The following is a 14290-nucleotide window of genomic DNA, read 5'->3' on the forward strand; positions in this document are numbered from 1 at the left end:
GACGGGAGCGCCGGCCCGCACGGTACTTCGTGGGATCAGAACTTGGCACCGATTTCGAAGGTCACCGTGCGCGGGAAGTAGTTGATGTCGCCGGTCTTGTTGATCGAGATGTCCGGGTCGAACTGGCCGTTGCTGCCAAAGCCGTTGTACGAGTACGCCGAGTAGTTCTTGAAGTCGAACGCATTGAGCAGGTTGATGCGCGCGGACAGCTTGAAGTCCTTGTAGACGGTGAAGTCCTTGCTGGCCTGGAAGTCCACCGTGCGGTAGCCCCAGATGTCGCCACCGAACAGGAACTTGCCCGCACCGGGCGGCGTGGCACCCACCTGCTGGCAGGTCGCGCCGTGGCTGTCGGTATAGCCGTAGCAGGCGATGGTGTTGATCGGCTCGGGCGTGGCCAGGACCAGCTTGGCGCCGAAGGTCATGCCCCAGAAACCATCGATCGAACCGGAGGCGACGAAGCGGTGCGCGGCCACGGCATCGGACTTGACGAACGGATAGTCCTCGATGGTGGCCTGGTCGAACGCGAACGGCTCGTCGATGTTGCGATTCTGACGCGCGCTGGTATGGGTGTAGGCCAGGGTCAGGCCCCAGCCCGACTCCCTGGTGTAGGGCTTTTCGGCCGACATCAGGATCTGGGTGCTGCGTGACTCCAGGCCGTTGTTGCCCATGATGGTGTTGTTGTAGCCGGGCACCGGATGGCCCCACGGCGCACTGCCATTCTGGAAATAATCGCCATTGGGGTAGCGGTTGATCAGGGTCATCGCAAAGCCGTCGTAGCTCAGGTTGCGCTGCACGGTCACGTCGGTCAGCCAGTCGCCGACCAGATTGCTCACACCGATGCTGTACTGGTCGCTATAGGGGGTCTTGAGGTGATTGTTGAAGACGAACAACTCACCGCTGCCCTTGACGTCGGCGATGGCATTGAGCTCGTCGATGTTCTGGTACCTGGGGTCGTAGTCGATGCACAGCCGATCCTGGCGATAGCAGCCGTTGGCGGTTCCGTAGTTGCCCTTGAAGAACACTGCCACCGGCGACAGCGCGGCCTTGCTGGTTTCATAGGCCAGCTGCTCGAACAGATTGCGGTCGTAGGAACGGCCGGCGCCGCCGTGCAGCACCATGCTCTCATCGCCGAAGAAGTCATAGGCGAAGCCCAGGCGCGGCTGCCAGGCGTCCTTGAAGTTCTCGCGGTTATGCCCGTTGGAGATGTAGTCGTGGTAGTCCAGGCCACTGGCGGCCAGGCGATTGCCCCAGGGCTGGCCGGGATTGGCCGGGTCATCCGCATTCAGCGCGGCGACGAAGCCCGGTGCGGTGACGAAGTCGGTGTAGGCCGGGTTGTCCTCGTAATCCCAGCGCACGCCGATGTTCAGCAGCAACTTGTCGGTGACCGCCCAGTCATCCTGGATGTAGATGCCGTACTGCTTGGCGTCGGTCTCCACCAGCGCCTTTTGACCCGGGGTGGCAAAGGGCGAATAGAAGTCCACGCGATAGGGCGTGGCCGCCACGCCATTGGCGTCGACCTGATAGCTGAACTGGGGATTCAACGAGGCCGCGTCCTGTGCGGTCAGGGTGATGTCCTTGTAGTTCACGCCCATCTTGATGGTGTGCTCGCCATGCCAGTCGAAGCTGGTGAAGGTCAGATCGTCCTGCAGGCTCCAGCCATCCTGGCTACGGCGCTGCAGGCTGGAACCACCGGCAGGCCCGGTCGCCAGGAAGGTCCACTCATCGATATCGGTGGACGGCGCCGGTCGGTAGTTCAGATAGTTGTAGATGGCGCCCGGGCCGATACCCATCGGTCGCGGGTTGTTCTCGGACTTCTCCTTGGACACGATCAGCTCGTTGTACCAGGCATCGGCGCTGTGCTGCCAACGCAACGCGACACGCCTGTCCTTGTTGATCTTGTCGGTGCCGTGGTCGGTGGCGTTCTGCCCGCCCACGTTGTCCACCTGGGTTTCATCGCGATACTGGCCCGACAGCTCGATGCGGTCGTTGTCGGTGATTTCCCAGTCCAGCTTGCCGAAGTACAGGTCCTCGGTGAACGGCAGGTTGGCTGCACCGTACTGCGATGCCAGGTCGGACGGCAGCAAGCCGACGTAGGGCGCGGCATCGGCGCTGGGCTGGATGCTGCGTGGCACGACGTTTTCCTTGCCCTCGTAGGCAAAGAAGAAGTGCATGCGGTCCTGGATGATCGGGCCGCCGAGGGCAAACCCATATTCCTTGACCTGCGAATCGACCTTGCCATTGCCCTCGTCGGGCCGCTCTTCGCGCAGCGACTCATCGGTGTAGCGGTAGAACAGCTCGCCGTGGAACTCGTTGGTGCCCGACTTGGTTGCCGCGGTGATGGCCGCGCCGCTGACCTGGCCGAACTCGGCCTTGTAGTTGGAGGTGATGACCTTGTATTCGCCGATGGCCAGCTGCGGAAATGGATTGCCCTGGCTGTCCTGCTGACCGGCAATGCCACCCTTGGCCACGTAGCTCTTCTGGCTGACGCCGTCGATGTACAGGTTGCCGGCGCTGGAGTTGGAGGCGCCACCGCGCAGGGTGGTGTGGCCCTGGGCGTCGACGTTGAACACCATGCCCGGCACGGTGTCGGCAAACTCCAGGAAGTTGCGCGTGGCCTGCGGCAGCTGCTGGATCTGGCGCAGCGAGACGATGTTGCCGACCTCCGAGGTCTTGACGTCCCGGGTCAGCGGCGCGGTCACGCGCACCGCGCCCAGCGTGGTGGCATCGCCGGCCGGCGCGGAGGTTGGCGCCTCCAGGTCCACGGTCGAGGAGGAGGCCACCTGCAGGGTGACATCGCGGGCCACGCCACCGGCCTGGACCGTGTAGGTGCCAGGCTGCAGGCCGACGATGGTGTAGGTGCCGTTCTGGCTGATGATCGCGCGGCGCACCGCACCGGTGGCCTTGTTGGTGACGGTCACTTCCTGGCCGGCCTCGGCCGAGGTCACGGTGCCGCGCAGGATGGCGGTGGAGGTCTGGGCAAAGCTCGGCACCGAAGCGGCCATGCAGCCAGCCAGGGCCATGGCCAGCACGCTGCGCGACGGGGTGGGACGGAATGAACGCTTGCTCTTCATGACTCTGCCCTCCTTGGGGCCGTCGGAACACTGACTTGGGACGTCGTTGCGAAAATCGGGAACTTCGAAAGTGCGGTACTGCGTGATCCGGCAGCAGGCGGAGGCTCAGCCCGTGCGACGCTCCGGCATGGCGCTGGAATCGCGCACGACCAGATGCGGCACCAGGGCCGTGGTATCCACGACTGCGGCGGCATCGCCACCAAGCCCCGGGTGTTGGAGCAGCAGCTGCAGCGCGCGTGCACCCAGGCTGGCGATGTCCACGCGCATGGTGGTCAGGGCCGGATTGACGTAGCGCGCCATCGGCACGTCGTCGAAGCCGGCCACGGCGATGTCCTCGGGCACGCGCAGGCCGGCCCTGCGCAGCGCGAACAGGCAGCCCAGCGCCATCATGTCGTTGGCGGCGAACACCGCATCGGGCCGCTGCCCGGTGGCGAAGGTTTCCCCGGCCGCGTAGCCGGAGGCCTCGTCGAAGGCGCCTGCCATGGTCCATTCCGGCCCGGCATCGGCCACGGTGGCCAGCGCGTCGCGATAGCCGCGCAGGCGCTCGCAGGCATCGAAGTTGTCGGCCGGCCCGCAGACAAAGGCAATCCGGCGGTGGCCCACCTCCAGCAGGTGGCGGGTCATGGCATGGGCGCCGCCGTAGTTGTCCACGTTGAGCACGGTGGCGCGCGGGCTGCCGGCGCAGTTCATCAGCACCGCCGGCACCTCGGGCGCCAGGACCTGGTCCAGCGCCTCCTCGCTGCCCAGGAACGGCGACATCACCAGCACGCCGTCGACGCGGCCGGGGGTGGCGCGCAGCGCATCGCGCTGTTCGGCCAGGCTGCCGTGGCAGCTGGACACCAGCAGGTGCAGGCCGCGCTCACGGGCGGCATGGTCGATGCCGCGCATCAGCTCGGAGAAGAACTCGCCGTGCAGGTCCGGCAGCACCACGCCGATGGTGTGGGTGCGGCGGCTGCTCAGCGCACGCGCGGCGTGGTGCGGGCTGTAGCGCAATTCGCTGGCGACCCTGACGATCCGCGCGCGCACCTCTTCGGCCACGTATTGACGGCCATTGAGCGCGCGCGACACCGTGGCCGCGGACACTTCGGCCACGCGGGCGACATCCTTGATCGTGACGTTCATTGCGAGGTCCTTGAGCCGTGCCCGGGCACAGGAAGCGCCGCTGCCAACGGCACGCGCTGTTGGTCGCCGGTACGGCGATGGACCGGTGCCGCCTTGCGCGACATCGGCGAATGGTGTCCGGCTTGCGGCACTGGAAAGCCCCTCCCAAGGCACCCTGCCTCTTTTGGCGGGCGGCACCGTAGCAGGACTTGCAAGCGTTTACATGCTGCGCCGCAAGGTGCGCGGTGCACGCACTTGCTGATAGCGAACCCGGGTGACCGTCGGGTTGGCCAGATAACGGTTCCTGAAGGTTCTGGCGCGCGTCTGCGGACGGCTGCTGCGCAATGGCGTCGCACGCCCGCTCTGGTCCGCTGCGCTGCGCCATGTCATTGCGCGAAACGGAGCGTGTGCAGCACAGCCGATGACCGCCGCCGGCGAGTCATCACACACTCGCATGCCGCAATGCTGACGCGGGGCCGTTTGCCAGCCTCGACCGGCGGCACCAGGGCGGCGCCTGCACGGGAGTGCGACCAAATTCGCTCCCATGCCGCGCTTGCGCAGTTCGGCGGATTGCAGCCGATGTACGGTGATCTGCCAGGCGCCGAAGACAGCTAAGCTTGCAGGTCAAGCCGCTGGGGGAGCGGCGCCGTCAGGCGGCCGGGAACACATGTCGCACATCCACAAGGAACTTGTCCAGGAACGTATTTCCGGCGTGGCCGTGCGTCTGGCCTGCCACGCCAGCGACGACCACGCCGATCGCACTGCCTGGGCCGCCGCCCTGCTGCTGGCCGCCACCCGCGACCTGGCCCCGCCTGATCGCTCGGCCGTACGCCGCGGCGTGCACGATGTGCTGGAGATGTTCGAGCCGAGCTGGATGGATTGAAGCTGCGCGGCACGCCTGCCGCGGCTCACGCCTCGGCCATCAGCCCGGCAATGAGGCCGAGGCGGTCTGCCCGATGGTCGCAGCGCCCGCAGCGCCGAGGTATTCACGCCGCACGCGCTTGATCCCGCACAGCAGCGCATAGCCGCTGGTGCCACAGGCCTGGGCGATCTGCGACGGTGTCGGCAGGGGTTGAGGGCCCCAGAGCACGACCTGGCTGCCGACGCCGGCCTGCGGCAGTTCGGTGATATCCACCGTCAGCATGTCCATCGACACCCGGCCGACCAGGCGCGTGGTCACGCCATCGACCACCACCGGGGTGCCGTTGGGCGCCAGCTGCGGATAGCCGTCGGCATAGCCCAGCGCCACCACCCCGATCCGCATCGGCACCGGCGCGGTGAAGCGGGCGCCATAGCCGACCGCCTCGCCGGCCGCCAGCGCGCGCACCGCGATCAGCCTGGACTCCAGCTGCATCACTGGCCGCAGCACATGCCGGATCGGCGCCTCCAGCGGAAAAGGGCTTGCCCCGTACAGCATCAGCCCCGGGCGCACCCAGTCGCTGCGGATGCCCGGCCAGCCCAGCAGCGCCGGCGAGTTGCCCAAGCTGGTCGGGCCGTGAAAATCGCGCGTGGCCGCTTCGAACACGGCGCGCTGGATGTCGGTGAAGTCGCTGTCCAGCTCGTCGGCGCGGGCCAGGTGGCTCATCGCCACGATCGAAGCGATCCTCGGGTCGGCCGACAGCTGCTGCAGCGCGCGGGCGAAATCGTCCGGCGACAGGCCCAGCCGATGCATGCCGCTGTCCAGCTTCAGCCACACCTGCAACGGCGCGGCCGGCCGGTAGCGCGCCAGCGCGTCCAGCTGCCAGGGCGAGGCCAGCACGGTCCACAGCCGGTGACGGTCGATCAGCGGCAGTTCGTCGGCTTCCAGGAAACCTTCCAGCAGCAGGATCGGGGCGCGGATGCCGGCCTGGCGCAGTTCGAGCGCTTCCTCGATGCAGGCCACCCCGAAGGCGTCGGCGATCGGCTCCAGCGCACGTGCGCAACGGACCGCGCCGTGGCCGTAGGCGTCGGCCTTGATCACCGCCACGGCCTTGCCACCGCCCAGGCGCCGCGCCAGCAGGTAGTTGTCCTGCAGCGCGCCCAGGTCGATCAGCGCGCGGGCTGGGCGCATTGCGTGGCCTCCTGTGCGGCCGGTGCAGCGCTCCGGTAGCGGAACATGTCCAGCCCTTCAGGATCGATCGCCGGCGCCTGGCCCGCCATCAGGTCGGCCAGGTAGCGGCCCGAGCCGCAGGCCATGGTCCAGCCCAGCGTGCCGTGGCCGGTGTTGGTGTAGAGGTTGGACAGCGGCGTGGCGCCGACGATGGGCGTGCCATCGGGCGTGGCCGGGCGCAGGCCGGTCCAGAACTGGGCCGCCTCCAGCGCGCCGCCCTCCGGATACAGGTCGCCCACCACCCGTTCCAGGGTCTGGCGCCGGCGCGGGTTGAGCGACAGGTCGTAGCCGGCCACTTCGGCCATGCCGCCAACGCGGATGCGCGCATCGAAACGGGTGATGGCGACCTTGTAGCTTTCGTCCAGGACCGTGGACACCGGCGCCATCGCCGCATCGGTGATCGGCAGGGTCAGCGAATAGCCCTTGAGCGGATACACCGGCAGGTCCAGGCCCAGCGGCGCGACCAGCTGCGGGGAATAGCTGCCCAAGGCCAGCACGTAGCGGTCGGCCTTCTCGAGCTTGCCATTGAGGCGCACGCCGCTGACGCGGTGGCCATCGCCTTCGATCGCCTCCACGCGGGTGTTGTAGCGGAACTCGACGCCGGCCTGGCGTGCCATCGCTTCCAGGCGCTGGGTGAACAGGTTGCAGTCGCCGGTCTGGTCGTTGGGCAGGCGCAGCGCGCCGACCAGCTGCACCGGCGCCTGGGCCAGCGCCGGCTCGTAGCGGGCGATACCGGCCGGATCCAGCAGTTGGTAGGGCACCCCATATTGATCCAGCACCGCCACGTCCTTGGCCGCTCCATCGAGCTGGGCCTGGCTGCGGAACAACTGGACCGTGCCCAGGCGGCGGCCTTCGTAGGCGATCCCGGTGGCCTGGACCAGTTCGTCCAGGCAGTCGCGGCTGTACTCGGACAGGCGCACCATGCGCGCCTTGTTGCGTGCGTAGCGCGCGCTGGTGCAGTTGGCCAGCATCCGCAGCAGCCAGGTGTACTGGCGTGGGTCCAGGCCCGGCCTGATCGCCAGCGGCGCGTGCTGCTGGAACAGCCACTTGAACGCCTTCAGCGGCACGCCCGGCGCGGCCCACGGCGAGGCGTAGCCCGGCGAGACCTGGCCGGCATTGGCAAAACTGGTCTCCAGCGCCGGCCCCGGCTGGCGGTCCACCACCGTGACCTCGAACCCGGCCCTGGCCAGGTACCACGCCGTGGTGGTGCCGATCACACCGCTGCCCATGACCAGAACGCGCACTGTCTCACCTGACTGCCAAAGGCCACCGCGGCCCTGCAAAACCTTACCCGATCCGCCCTGACGGATTGGCGGAATTTTTCGCCGGCCGGATTGAAACCTTCAGTTCTGGCGTGGATTGGCCGCAGGGCGCTGCGACGGCAGCGGGCGGGGCAAAGCCGCGCCGATGGCCGAAAAGAACCGGGCTTGTGCGCCTCAAGGCACGCCTGCCTCCCCGGAGGATTCCCTCGTCTTGGCCGGCATCGGCCTGCCCTCCATGGACCGGGCACAAGGCCGGCGGCGATGCCGTGTAAAATGACGTTTTTAGCCTTCCCCATGCGCACACCCCCTCAACGGACGCTTCTGCCGGGCCCGGCGTTCATCCGCCTGCTTGCCCGGCTGACCGACGTTGACGTGCCGCCCTCGCCACACAGCCTGCCTGAACGGCTGAGCCAGTGGCTGGACTGGAACCGCGCCGTGGCGCTGTCCAGGGCACTGGACGCCAGCCCCGCCAGCCCGGTCGCCGCCACCTCGGACCCCCAGGCCGAAGCCGCCGAAGCCGCGCGCCTGCGCGGCGCGTTGACCCGAGCCATCGTGGACATGCCGGAACTGGCCGCCACCTCCGATATCGAAGAGCCGCGCCCTGCACCGCCGGACTATGCGCTGTTCCACAAGCGCTACCTGGCCCGCCAGCAGGCCATGCAAACCGCCACCGGCATGCTGCGCGGACGCCTGCGCGAACAGCTGGCCACTTGCTCGCCTGCCCTGGCCCGCCTGGCCGAGGTCGATGCGGTCATGGAACTGACCCTGGGCCCGCGCGAACACACGCTACTGGCCGCCGTGCCCACCCTGCTGGGCGAACATTTCCAGCGCCTGCGCCAGGCCGCGCCTGCGTGCAACGCCTGGCTGGACCTGTTCCGCCACGACATGCAGCAACTGCTGCTGGCCGAACTGGACGTGCGCTTCCATCCCATCGACGCCCTGCTTGCAGCGCTGCCGCCCCCGCCAACTGGGACTTCATGAAGAGCCTGCTCAACCCCATCGTCTTCCTCCTGGGCCTGCTGGCCGTGTGCTGGGTCGGCATCGGCTCCCTCGGCTCAAACCCGCTGGGCGCGGCGATCGCGCTGCTGATCGGCGCCTGCTACCTGGCCGGCGCGCTGGAGCTGTACCGCTATCGCCAGGCCACCGCCACGCTCGAGCGCGCCCTGGCCGACCTGGCGCCGGCCCGGTCCGACCTGGGCGCGTGGCTGGGCGGCGTGCATCCGAGCCTGCGCAACGCGGTGCGCCTGCGCATCGAAGGCGAGCGCCTCGCCCTGCCGGCGCCGGCGCTGACGCCGTACCTGGTCGGCCTGCTGGTGCTGCTGGGCATGCTCGGCACCCTGCTGGGCATGATGGCCACCCTGCGCGGCACCGGCCTGGCCCTGGAAAGCGCCAGCGACCTGCAGGCGATCCGCGGCGCGCTGGCCGCGCCGGTCAAGGGCCTGGCCTTCGCCTTCGGCACCTCGATCGCCGGGGTGGCAAGCTCAGCGATGCTCGGCCTGCTTTCGGCGCTGTGCCGGCGCGAGCGGCTCGAGGCGGTGCAACGGCTCGACCTGCAGATCGCCACCAGCCTGCATGCCCATTCGGCCGCGCACCAGCGCGCCGAAGCCTTCAGGCTGCTGCAGCAGCAGACCGCCTTGATGCCGACCCTGGTCGAGCGCCTGCAGGCGATGATGGCCACCCTGGAAACCCGCAGCGCCAGCGCCGAGACCCAGCTGGCCGCGCGGCAGGAGCACTTCCACGCCCGCACCGAAGCGGCCTACACGCGCCTGGCCGCCTCGCTGGAGCAGTCCCTCACCGCCGGCGTGGCCGCCAGCGCACGCACCCTCGGGGCGACCCTGCAGCCGATCGTGGAAGCGACCATGGCCGGCGTCGCGGGCGAAACCAGCGCGCTGCACGCGCGCATCCAGCAGGCCGTGCAGGGTCAGCTCGAAGGCCTGGCGGCCGGCCTGGACACGCTCAGCGCCCGCACCGCACGGAGCTGGGACACCGCGCTGGCCAGCCAGCAGCAAGCCAACGATGCGCTCACCCGGGACCTGCGCGGCACGCTGGAAGGCTTTGCCGCCCGCTACGACCAGCGTTCGGCCGAACTGGTCGATGCGATCGCCGCACGCCTGGAGGCCAGCGCCGAGGCCACCACGCGCGCCTGGAACCAGGCGCTGGCGCGCCAGCATGACGCCCACATCCGGCTGGCCGGCCACCACCAGCAGGCGCTGGAAACGGCCGCGGCCACCTTCCAATCGCACGCAGGCGCCCTGGTCGGCACGCTGCAGCAGTCGCACGCCGACCTGCAGACCGCGCTGGAGACGCGCGACGAGCAGCGCCTGACCCTGTGGAGCGCGCACCTTGCCCGCGTGACCGAGGCCCTGCACGCGCAGTGGCAACGGATCGGCGATGAGGTGGCCAGCGGCCAGCAGCAGATCTGCGACACCCTGGCGCGCACCGCCAACGACATCACCGCGCAGGCCCAGCGCCACGCCGGCGACACCATCGCCGAGCTCTCGCGCCTGGTGCAGGTGGCCTGCCAAGCCCCCAGCGCTGCGGCCGAAGTGATGGCCGAGCTGCGCCAGAAGCTCTCCGACAGCATGGTCCGCGACACCGCCATGCTGGAAGAACGCAGCCGCCTGCTGGCCACGCTGGACACCCTGCTCGAGGCGGTCAACCACGCCTCCAGCCAGCAGCGCAGCGCGGTCGATGCCCTGGTGAGCACCTCGGCCGACCTGCTCGAGCGGGTCGGCACCCGCTTCACCACCCAGGTCCAGGCCCAGACCGGCAAGCTGGAAACCGTGGCCGCGCAGGTCAGCGCCAGCGCGGTGGAAGTGGCCAGCCTGGGCGATGCCTTCGGCGCGGCCGTGCAGCAGTACGGCAACTCCAACCAAGTGCTGATCGAGCGCCTGCAGCAGATCGCCGGCGCGCTGGACAGCTCGCTCTCGCGCAGTGACCAGCAGCTGGCCTACTACGTGGCCCAGGCCCGCGAGGTGGTCGACCTGAGCGTGCTGTCGCAGAAGCAGATCATCGAGGAGCTGCATCAGCTCGCCGGCCGCCAGGCCAGCACCGGCAGCGCAGCGGCATGAGCGACCAGGTCGAGTTCGAAAACGACGCCAGCACCTCGATCTGGGCCGCCTTCGGCGACCTGATGTCGGTGCTGCTGGGCGCGTTCGTGCTGATCCTGGTCGGGGTGATCGGCGTGCAGCTGCAGCTGTCGAGCAGGCTCGACGAGGCGCTCAGGCAACAGCAGGTCGAAGCCCAGCGCCGCAGGACGCTCGAGCAGGCCCTGGCCGCGCCGCTGGCCGCAGGGCGCATCACCCTGGTCGACGGCCGCATCGGCATCCGCGGCAGCGTGCTGTTCGCGCCGGCCTCGGACCAACTGCAGCCGGAGGGGCGCCAGGTGCTCAAGAGCCTGGCCGCGCCGCTGGCGCAATACCTGCACGCGCGCCAGGAGATCCTGATGGTCAGCGGCTTCACCGACGATCGCCAGGTGCGCGAGGGCAACGGCCGGTTTTCCGACAACTGGGAACTGTCGGCCCAGCGCGCGCTGACCGTGACCCGCACCCTGATCGCCGAGGGCGTGCCGGCGCCGTCGGTGTTCGCCGCCGCGTTCGGTTCCCAGCAGCCGGTCAGTTCCAATGCCGATGGCGCAGGCCGGGCCAGGAACCGGCGCGTGGAGATCGCGCCGATCCCACGGCCGCAGCCGTCCGATGCCATCCATGCCCGATGAGGTCCTGCGTGCACGCGCGCTGCTGGCGGCCTGGCGCACCGGGCACGCCGGACAGCCGCTGCCGATTGGATTGCACGTGATCGAAGCCCTGGCCACGCGCACCGAAGCGCATGCCGGCCAGACCCGTGCGCTGCTGGAGGCGCGCCTGGCCGCGCTGCTGGATGCGCAGGCGCCTGCAGCCACGCCCATCGAACGCGGCGGGCGCGCCCGCGCCAGGCCGCAGACCCCGGCGCACAGCCCGCTGGGCGGCCTGCTGCAGCAACTGGCCGGGCACGGCCAAGCCCATGCCGGCCCGCTCGCCAGCACCGGGCCGCCTGGCGCGTTCCCGGTGCTGCCGGCACTGGAGCAGTTTCGCCGGATCTGGGCCAGGGTGCGCACCGACAGCCAGCTGCGCCAGTGGCCGGCCGCTGTCCCCGAACAGGCCGGTCCGCTCCACTCCAGCGTGCTGGTGCACCGGGCGATCCGGCTGATGGCCCAGGCCGCACCGGGCTACCTGCAGCACTTTCTGGCCTATGTCGATGCGCTGGCGTGGATGGAACAGCTGCAGCACCAAGGCATCCTGGCCACCCAGGACGCGCCGCCGGCCACGCGCGCGCGCAGGCCCGCACGACGCGCGCCGCGCAAGGGCAGGCAGAGGCAGCCCTGATCGGCGCGGCCTGCCGCGTGTACGTGTGCGCTGGCGCCGGCCCCGCCGGGCGCCGGGCCCCACCTGGGGTTTCAGCCTGCGCCCAGGACGTGATAGCTGCGGTCGAACCACACCAGGCCACCGGCCTGGGCGGCCATCGACGCGCCGACCACTTCGCAGAAGAACACGCTGTGCGTGCCCACATCGCTGACCTGGGTGATGCGGCAATCCAGTGCCGCGCTGGCATCGGCCAGCACCGGCGCGCCGGTCACCAGGGTGGTCCAGGCATCGTGGCCGAAGCGCGTGGCCGCATCGGTCGAGGTCGCAAACCGCCTGGACAGCGCCTGGTGGTGACCTGCGAGCACGTTCACGCACAACACCCCGTTGTCGCGGAAGCGCCGGTGTGAGCCGGAACGCCGGTTCATGCACACCAGCAGCGTCGGCGGGCTGTCGGTGACGCTGCATACCGCCGTGGCGGTCATGCCATGCCGCCCGGCAGGGCCGTCGGTGGTGATCACATTCACCGCTGCGGCCAGGCGCGACATGGCGTTGCGGAATTGTTCGTTGGTGATGGTGTCGATGCGTCTATGGTCGCCGCGATGCCCACGCAGGTCCAGTGGCGGGCCTGGTTCCCCGGTACTTTTGCCGCCAGCTGCGGCATGCCCTGCCCTGGCCGCTGTGCAGCCCGGCCTGCGCAGCGCCGGACAAGCTGACGCGGCGGGCAAAGCCCCACCCGGGGAGACTCAGTGACCACCCGCGGCGGCGATCCGTCCTTCCTGATGGGTGCCATGCGCGTCGACGATCGTCGCGCTCGCGGCATTGAGCCCGCGAACCTCCACTGAACTGCCATGTGCCCTGAATTTGAGCACCACCCTGTCCAGTGCAGCGACCGCGCTGATGTCCCAGAAGTGAGCGGCGGTCACGTCGATCACGACCCGCCCTGGCGCGTGGGCGAAATCGAAGCCGCTGAAAAACTGCGCGGCCGAGGCAAAGAAGACCTGTCCGGAGACCAGGTAAAAGCGGGTGCCGTCGCGTTCGATGATCTCCACCTGCAGCATGCGCCCCACCTTTCTGGTGAAGAAGACCGCCGAGAGCAGCACGCCGGTCAGAACGCCCTTGGCCAGGTCATGGCTGGCCACGGTCACCACCACCGTGCCAATCATGACCACCGAAGAGCTCTTCGGGTGAACACGCAGGTTGGCGATCGAAGCCCAGCTGAACGTGCCGATCGACACCATGACCATCACCGCCACCAGCGCCGCCATCGGAATCTGCCTGACCAGCGCTGCGCCGTAGACGACCAGCAGCAGCAGGACCACGCCGGCGACCAGGGTGGACAATCGCCCGCGCCCGCCGGACTTCACGTTGATCACCGACTGCCCGATCATCGCGCAGCCTGCCATCCCACCGATCAGACCCGATGCGATGTTTGCAAGCCCCTGGCCGGCGCATTCGCGGTTGCGCTGGCTCGGGGTGTCCGTCATGTCTTCCACGATCTGGGTGGTCAATAGAGTCTCGAGCAGTCCGACCACGGCCAGGGTCGCCGAGACCGGCAGGAGCAAGCGCAAGGTGTCCCAGGTCAACGGGACCTCGGGAAACAGGAACCTCGGCAGGCTGTCCGGAAGCTGTCCCTTGTCGCCCACCGTCGGCACGTCGATCCGCAGCCACATGGCCATTGCGGTGATGACGGCAATGGCCACCAACGGCGCCGGAACCACCTTGGTGACCCGTGGCAGGCCGTAAATGATGGCCAGGGCCCCCAGGAACAGCGGATACACCGCCCAAGGCACATGGATCAGTTCGGGCAGCTGTGCGAGAAAGATCAGGATGGCCAAGGCGTTCACGAAGCCGGTGATCACTGACCGGGACACGAACCGCATGAGCGAGCCCAGTTTCAGCAGGCCCGCGAAGATCTGGAGCACGCCAGTCAAAAGCGTTGCCGCCAACAGGTACTGGAGGCCGTGGTCGCGGACCAGATCGACCATCAGCAGCGCCATGGCACCGGTGGCCGCCGAGATCATCGCCGGGCGCCCGCCCGCAAAGGCAATGACCATGCAGATGCAAAAGGAAGCGTACAGCCCGACCTTCGGGTCTACGCCGGCGATGAGGGAAAAAGCGATGGCTTCAGGAATGAGGGCAAGTGCCACGACAACGCCTGAGAGGATGTCGGCACGCACGTTGCCGAGCCACTGCTGACGTAGCGGCGTATCGAACTGCATAGGGAGGAACTCCTGGGCCCAGCACACGACCTGGCTGGCGCGATCACAGAGAAAAACGCAAGGACAGAACCTGACCACATCGCGCGATGCGGCCCAGGGTGCAGGTTCAGGGTGGGAGAGTGACCAAGGAGAGACCAAAGATGGCAGACGGCTTGCTCGGATTTTAGCCGAGAAGCAAGCGCCTTCCCAGCCCGGATTCGGCTTCGTC

Annotated in this window: 11 protein-coding genes; 5 read left to right on the top strand and 6 right to left on the bottom strand. The window is 68.7% G+C overall.

All coding sequences use genetic code 11. The annotated features are described in order from the left end of the window. Positions 1-35: 35 nt before the first annotated feature. Positions 36-3071 (bottom strand): TonB-dependent receptor, encoded by a 3036-nt coding sequence (locus tag DSC_RS12670; RefSeq protein WP_014161571.1) that lies wholly within the window; start codon positions 3069-3071, stop codon positions 36-38. 105 nt (positions 3072-3176) lie between these two features. After that, positions 3177-4193 (bottom strand): LacI family DNA-binding transcriptional regulator, encoded by a 1017-nt coding sequence (locus DSC_RS12675; RefSeq protein ID WP_014161572.1) that lies wholly within the window; start codon positions 4191-4193, stop codon positions 3177-3179. A gap of 646 nt (positions 4194-4839) precedes the next feature. Here DSC_RS12675 and DSC_RS12680 point away from each other — a divergent pair. Next, positions 4840-5055 (top strand): hypothetical protein, encoded by a 216-nt coding sequence (locus DSC_RS12680; protein WP_014161573.1) that lies wholly within the window; start codon positions 4840-4842, stop codon positions 5053-5055. A gap of 39 nt (positions 5056-5094) precedes the next feature. Here the strand turns inward: DSC_RS12680 and alr are convergent, their stop codons facing one another. Both alr and DSC_RS12690 read right to left on the bottom strand, forming a co-directional pair. After that, on the bottom strand, positions 5095-6222 hold the full coding sequence (gene alr / locus DSC_RS12685; RefSeq protein ID WP_014161574.1) for an alanine racemase: 1128 nt from the start codon (positions 6220-6222) through the stop codon (positions 5095-5097). After that, entirely contained in the window at positions 6201-7505 is a 1305-nt protein-coding gene (locus DSC_RS12690; protein ID WP_043290656.1) for a D-amino acid dehydrogenase, read from the bottom strand. Before DSC_RS12690 ends, alr begins: the two co-directional genes overlap by 22 nt. A gap of 312 nt (positions 7506-7817) precedes the next feature. Between DSC_RS12690 and DSC_RS12695 the strand changes: the two genes are divergently transcribed. From DSC_RS12695 to DSC_RS12710, 4 genes are read left to right on the top strand one after another with little or no spacing between them, the layout of a single operon-like run. Continuing rightward, positions 7818-8504, top strand: coding sequence for a DUF3348 domain-containing protein (locus DSC_RS12695; protein ID WP_014161576.1), 687 nt, complete (start codon positions 7818-7820; stop codon positions 8502-8504). Continuing rightward, the gene (locus tag DSC_RS12700; RefSeq protein ID WP_014161577.1) at positions 8501-10594 is read left to right on the top strand and encodes a DUF802 domain-containing protein; all 2094 of its coding nucleotides are present in this window, start codon (positions 8501-8503) and stop codon (positions 10592-10594) included. The genes DSC_RS12695 and DSC_RS12700 overlap by 4 nt, the downstream gene beginning before the upstream one ends. Continuing rightward, a complete protein-coding gene (locus tag DSC_RS12705) occupies positions 10591-11238 on the top strand; it encodes an OmpA family protein (protein ID WP_014161578.1) in 648 nt (215 codons plus the stop codon). Before DSC_RS12700 ends, DSC_RS12705 begins: the two co-directional genes overlap by 4 nt. Continuing rightward, positions 11228-11884, top strand: coding sequence for a DUF2894 domain-containing protein (locus tag DSC_RS12710; RefSeq protein WP_014161579.1), 657 nt, complete (start codon positions 11228-11230; stop codon positions 11882-11884). The genes DSC_RS12705 and DSC_RS12710 overlap by 11 nt, the downstream gene beginning before the upstream one ends. A 71-nt stretch (positions 11885-11955) precedes the next feature. On the opposite strand, the gene DSC_RS12715 is transcribed toward DSC_RS12710, so the two are convergent. Together DSC_RS12715 and DSC_RS12720 are read right to left on the bottom strand one after the other, a co-directional pair. Beyond that, on the bottom strand, positions 11956-12408 hold the full coding sequence (locus tag DSC_RS12715) for a flavin reductase (RefSeq protein ID WP_014161580.1): 453 nt from the start codon (positions 12406-12408) through the stop codon (positions 11956-11958). 198 nt (positions 12409-12606) lie between these two features. Beyond that, the gene (locus DSC_RS12720; protein ID WP_014161581.1) at positions 12607-14082 is read right to left on the bottom strand and encodes a SulP family inorganic anion transporter; all 1476 of its coding nucleotides are present in this window, start codon (positions 14080-14082) and stop codon (positions 12607-12609) included. Positions 14083-14290 lie beyond the last annotated feature (208 nt).

Origin of the sequence: Pseudoxanthomonas spadix BD-a59, assembly GCF_000233915.3 — a bacterium.
In the GTDB taxonomy this organism is placed as follows: Bacteria; Pseudomonadota; Gammaproteobacteria; order Xanthomonadales; family Xanthomonadaceae; genus Pseudoxanthomonas_A; species Pseudoxanthomonas_A spadix.

Excerpts from the sequence above, each read along its gene's own strand:
- DSC_RS12700 (WP_014161577.1), top strand. The coding sequence starts at position 8,501 with ATGAAGAGCCTGCTCAACCCCATCGTCTTCCTCCTGGGCCTGCTGGCC.
- DSC_RS12675 (WP_014161572.1), bottom strand. The coding sequence starts at position 4,193 with ATGAACGTCACGATCAAGGATGTCGCCCGCGTGGCCGAAGTGTCCGCG.
- DSC_RS12670 (WP_014161571.1), bottom strand. The coding sequence starts at position 3,071 with ATGAAGAGCAAGCGTTCATTCCGTCCCACCCCGTCGCGCAGCGTGCTG.
- DSC_RS12720 (WP_014161581.1), bottom strand. The coding sequence starts at position 14,082 with ATGCAGTTCGATACGCCGCTACGTCAGCAGTGGCTCGGCAACGTGCGT.
- DSC_RS12680 (WP_014161573.1), top strand. The coding sequence starts at position 4,840 with ATGTCGCACATCCACAAGGAACTTGTCCAGGAACGTATTTCCGGCGTG.
- DSC_RS12715 (WP_014161580.1), bottom strand. The coding sequence starts at position 12,408 with ATGTCGCGCCTGGCCGCAGCGGTGAATGTGATCACCACCGACGGCCCT.
- DSC_RS12695 (WP_014161576.1), top strand. The coding sequence starts at position 7,818 with ATGCGCACACCCCCTCAACGGACGCTTCTGCCGGGCCCGGCGTTCATC.
- DSC_RS12710 (WP_014161579.1), top strand. The coding sequence starts at position 11,228 with ATGCCCGATGAGGTCCTGCGTGCACGCGCGCTGCTGGCGGCCTGGCGC.
- DSC_RS12705 (WP_014161578.1), top strand. The coding sequence starts at position 10,591 with ATGAGCGACCAGGTCGAGTTCGAAAACGACGCCAGCACCTCGATCTGG.
- alr (WP_014161574.1), bottom strand. The coding sequence starts at position 6,222 with ATGCGCCCAGCCCGCGCGCTGATCGACCTGGGCGCGCTGCAGGACAAC.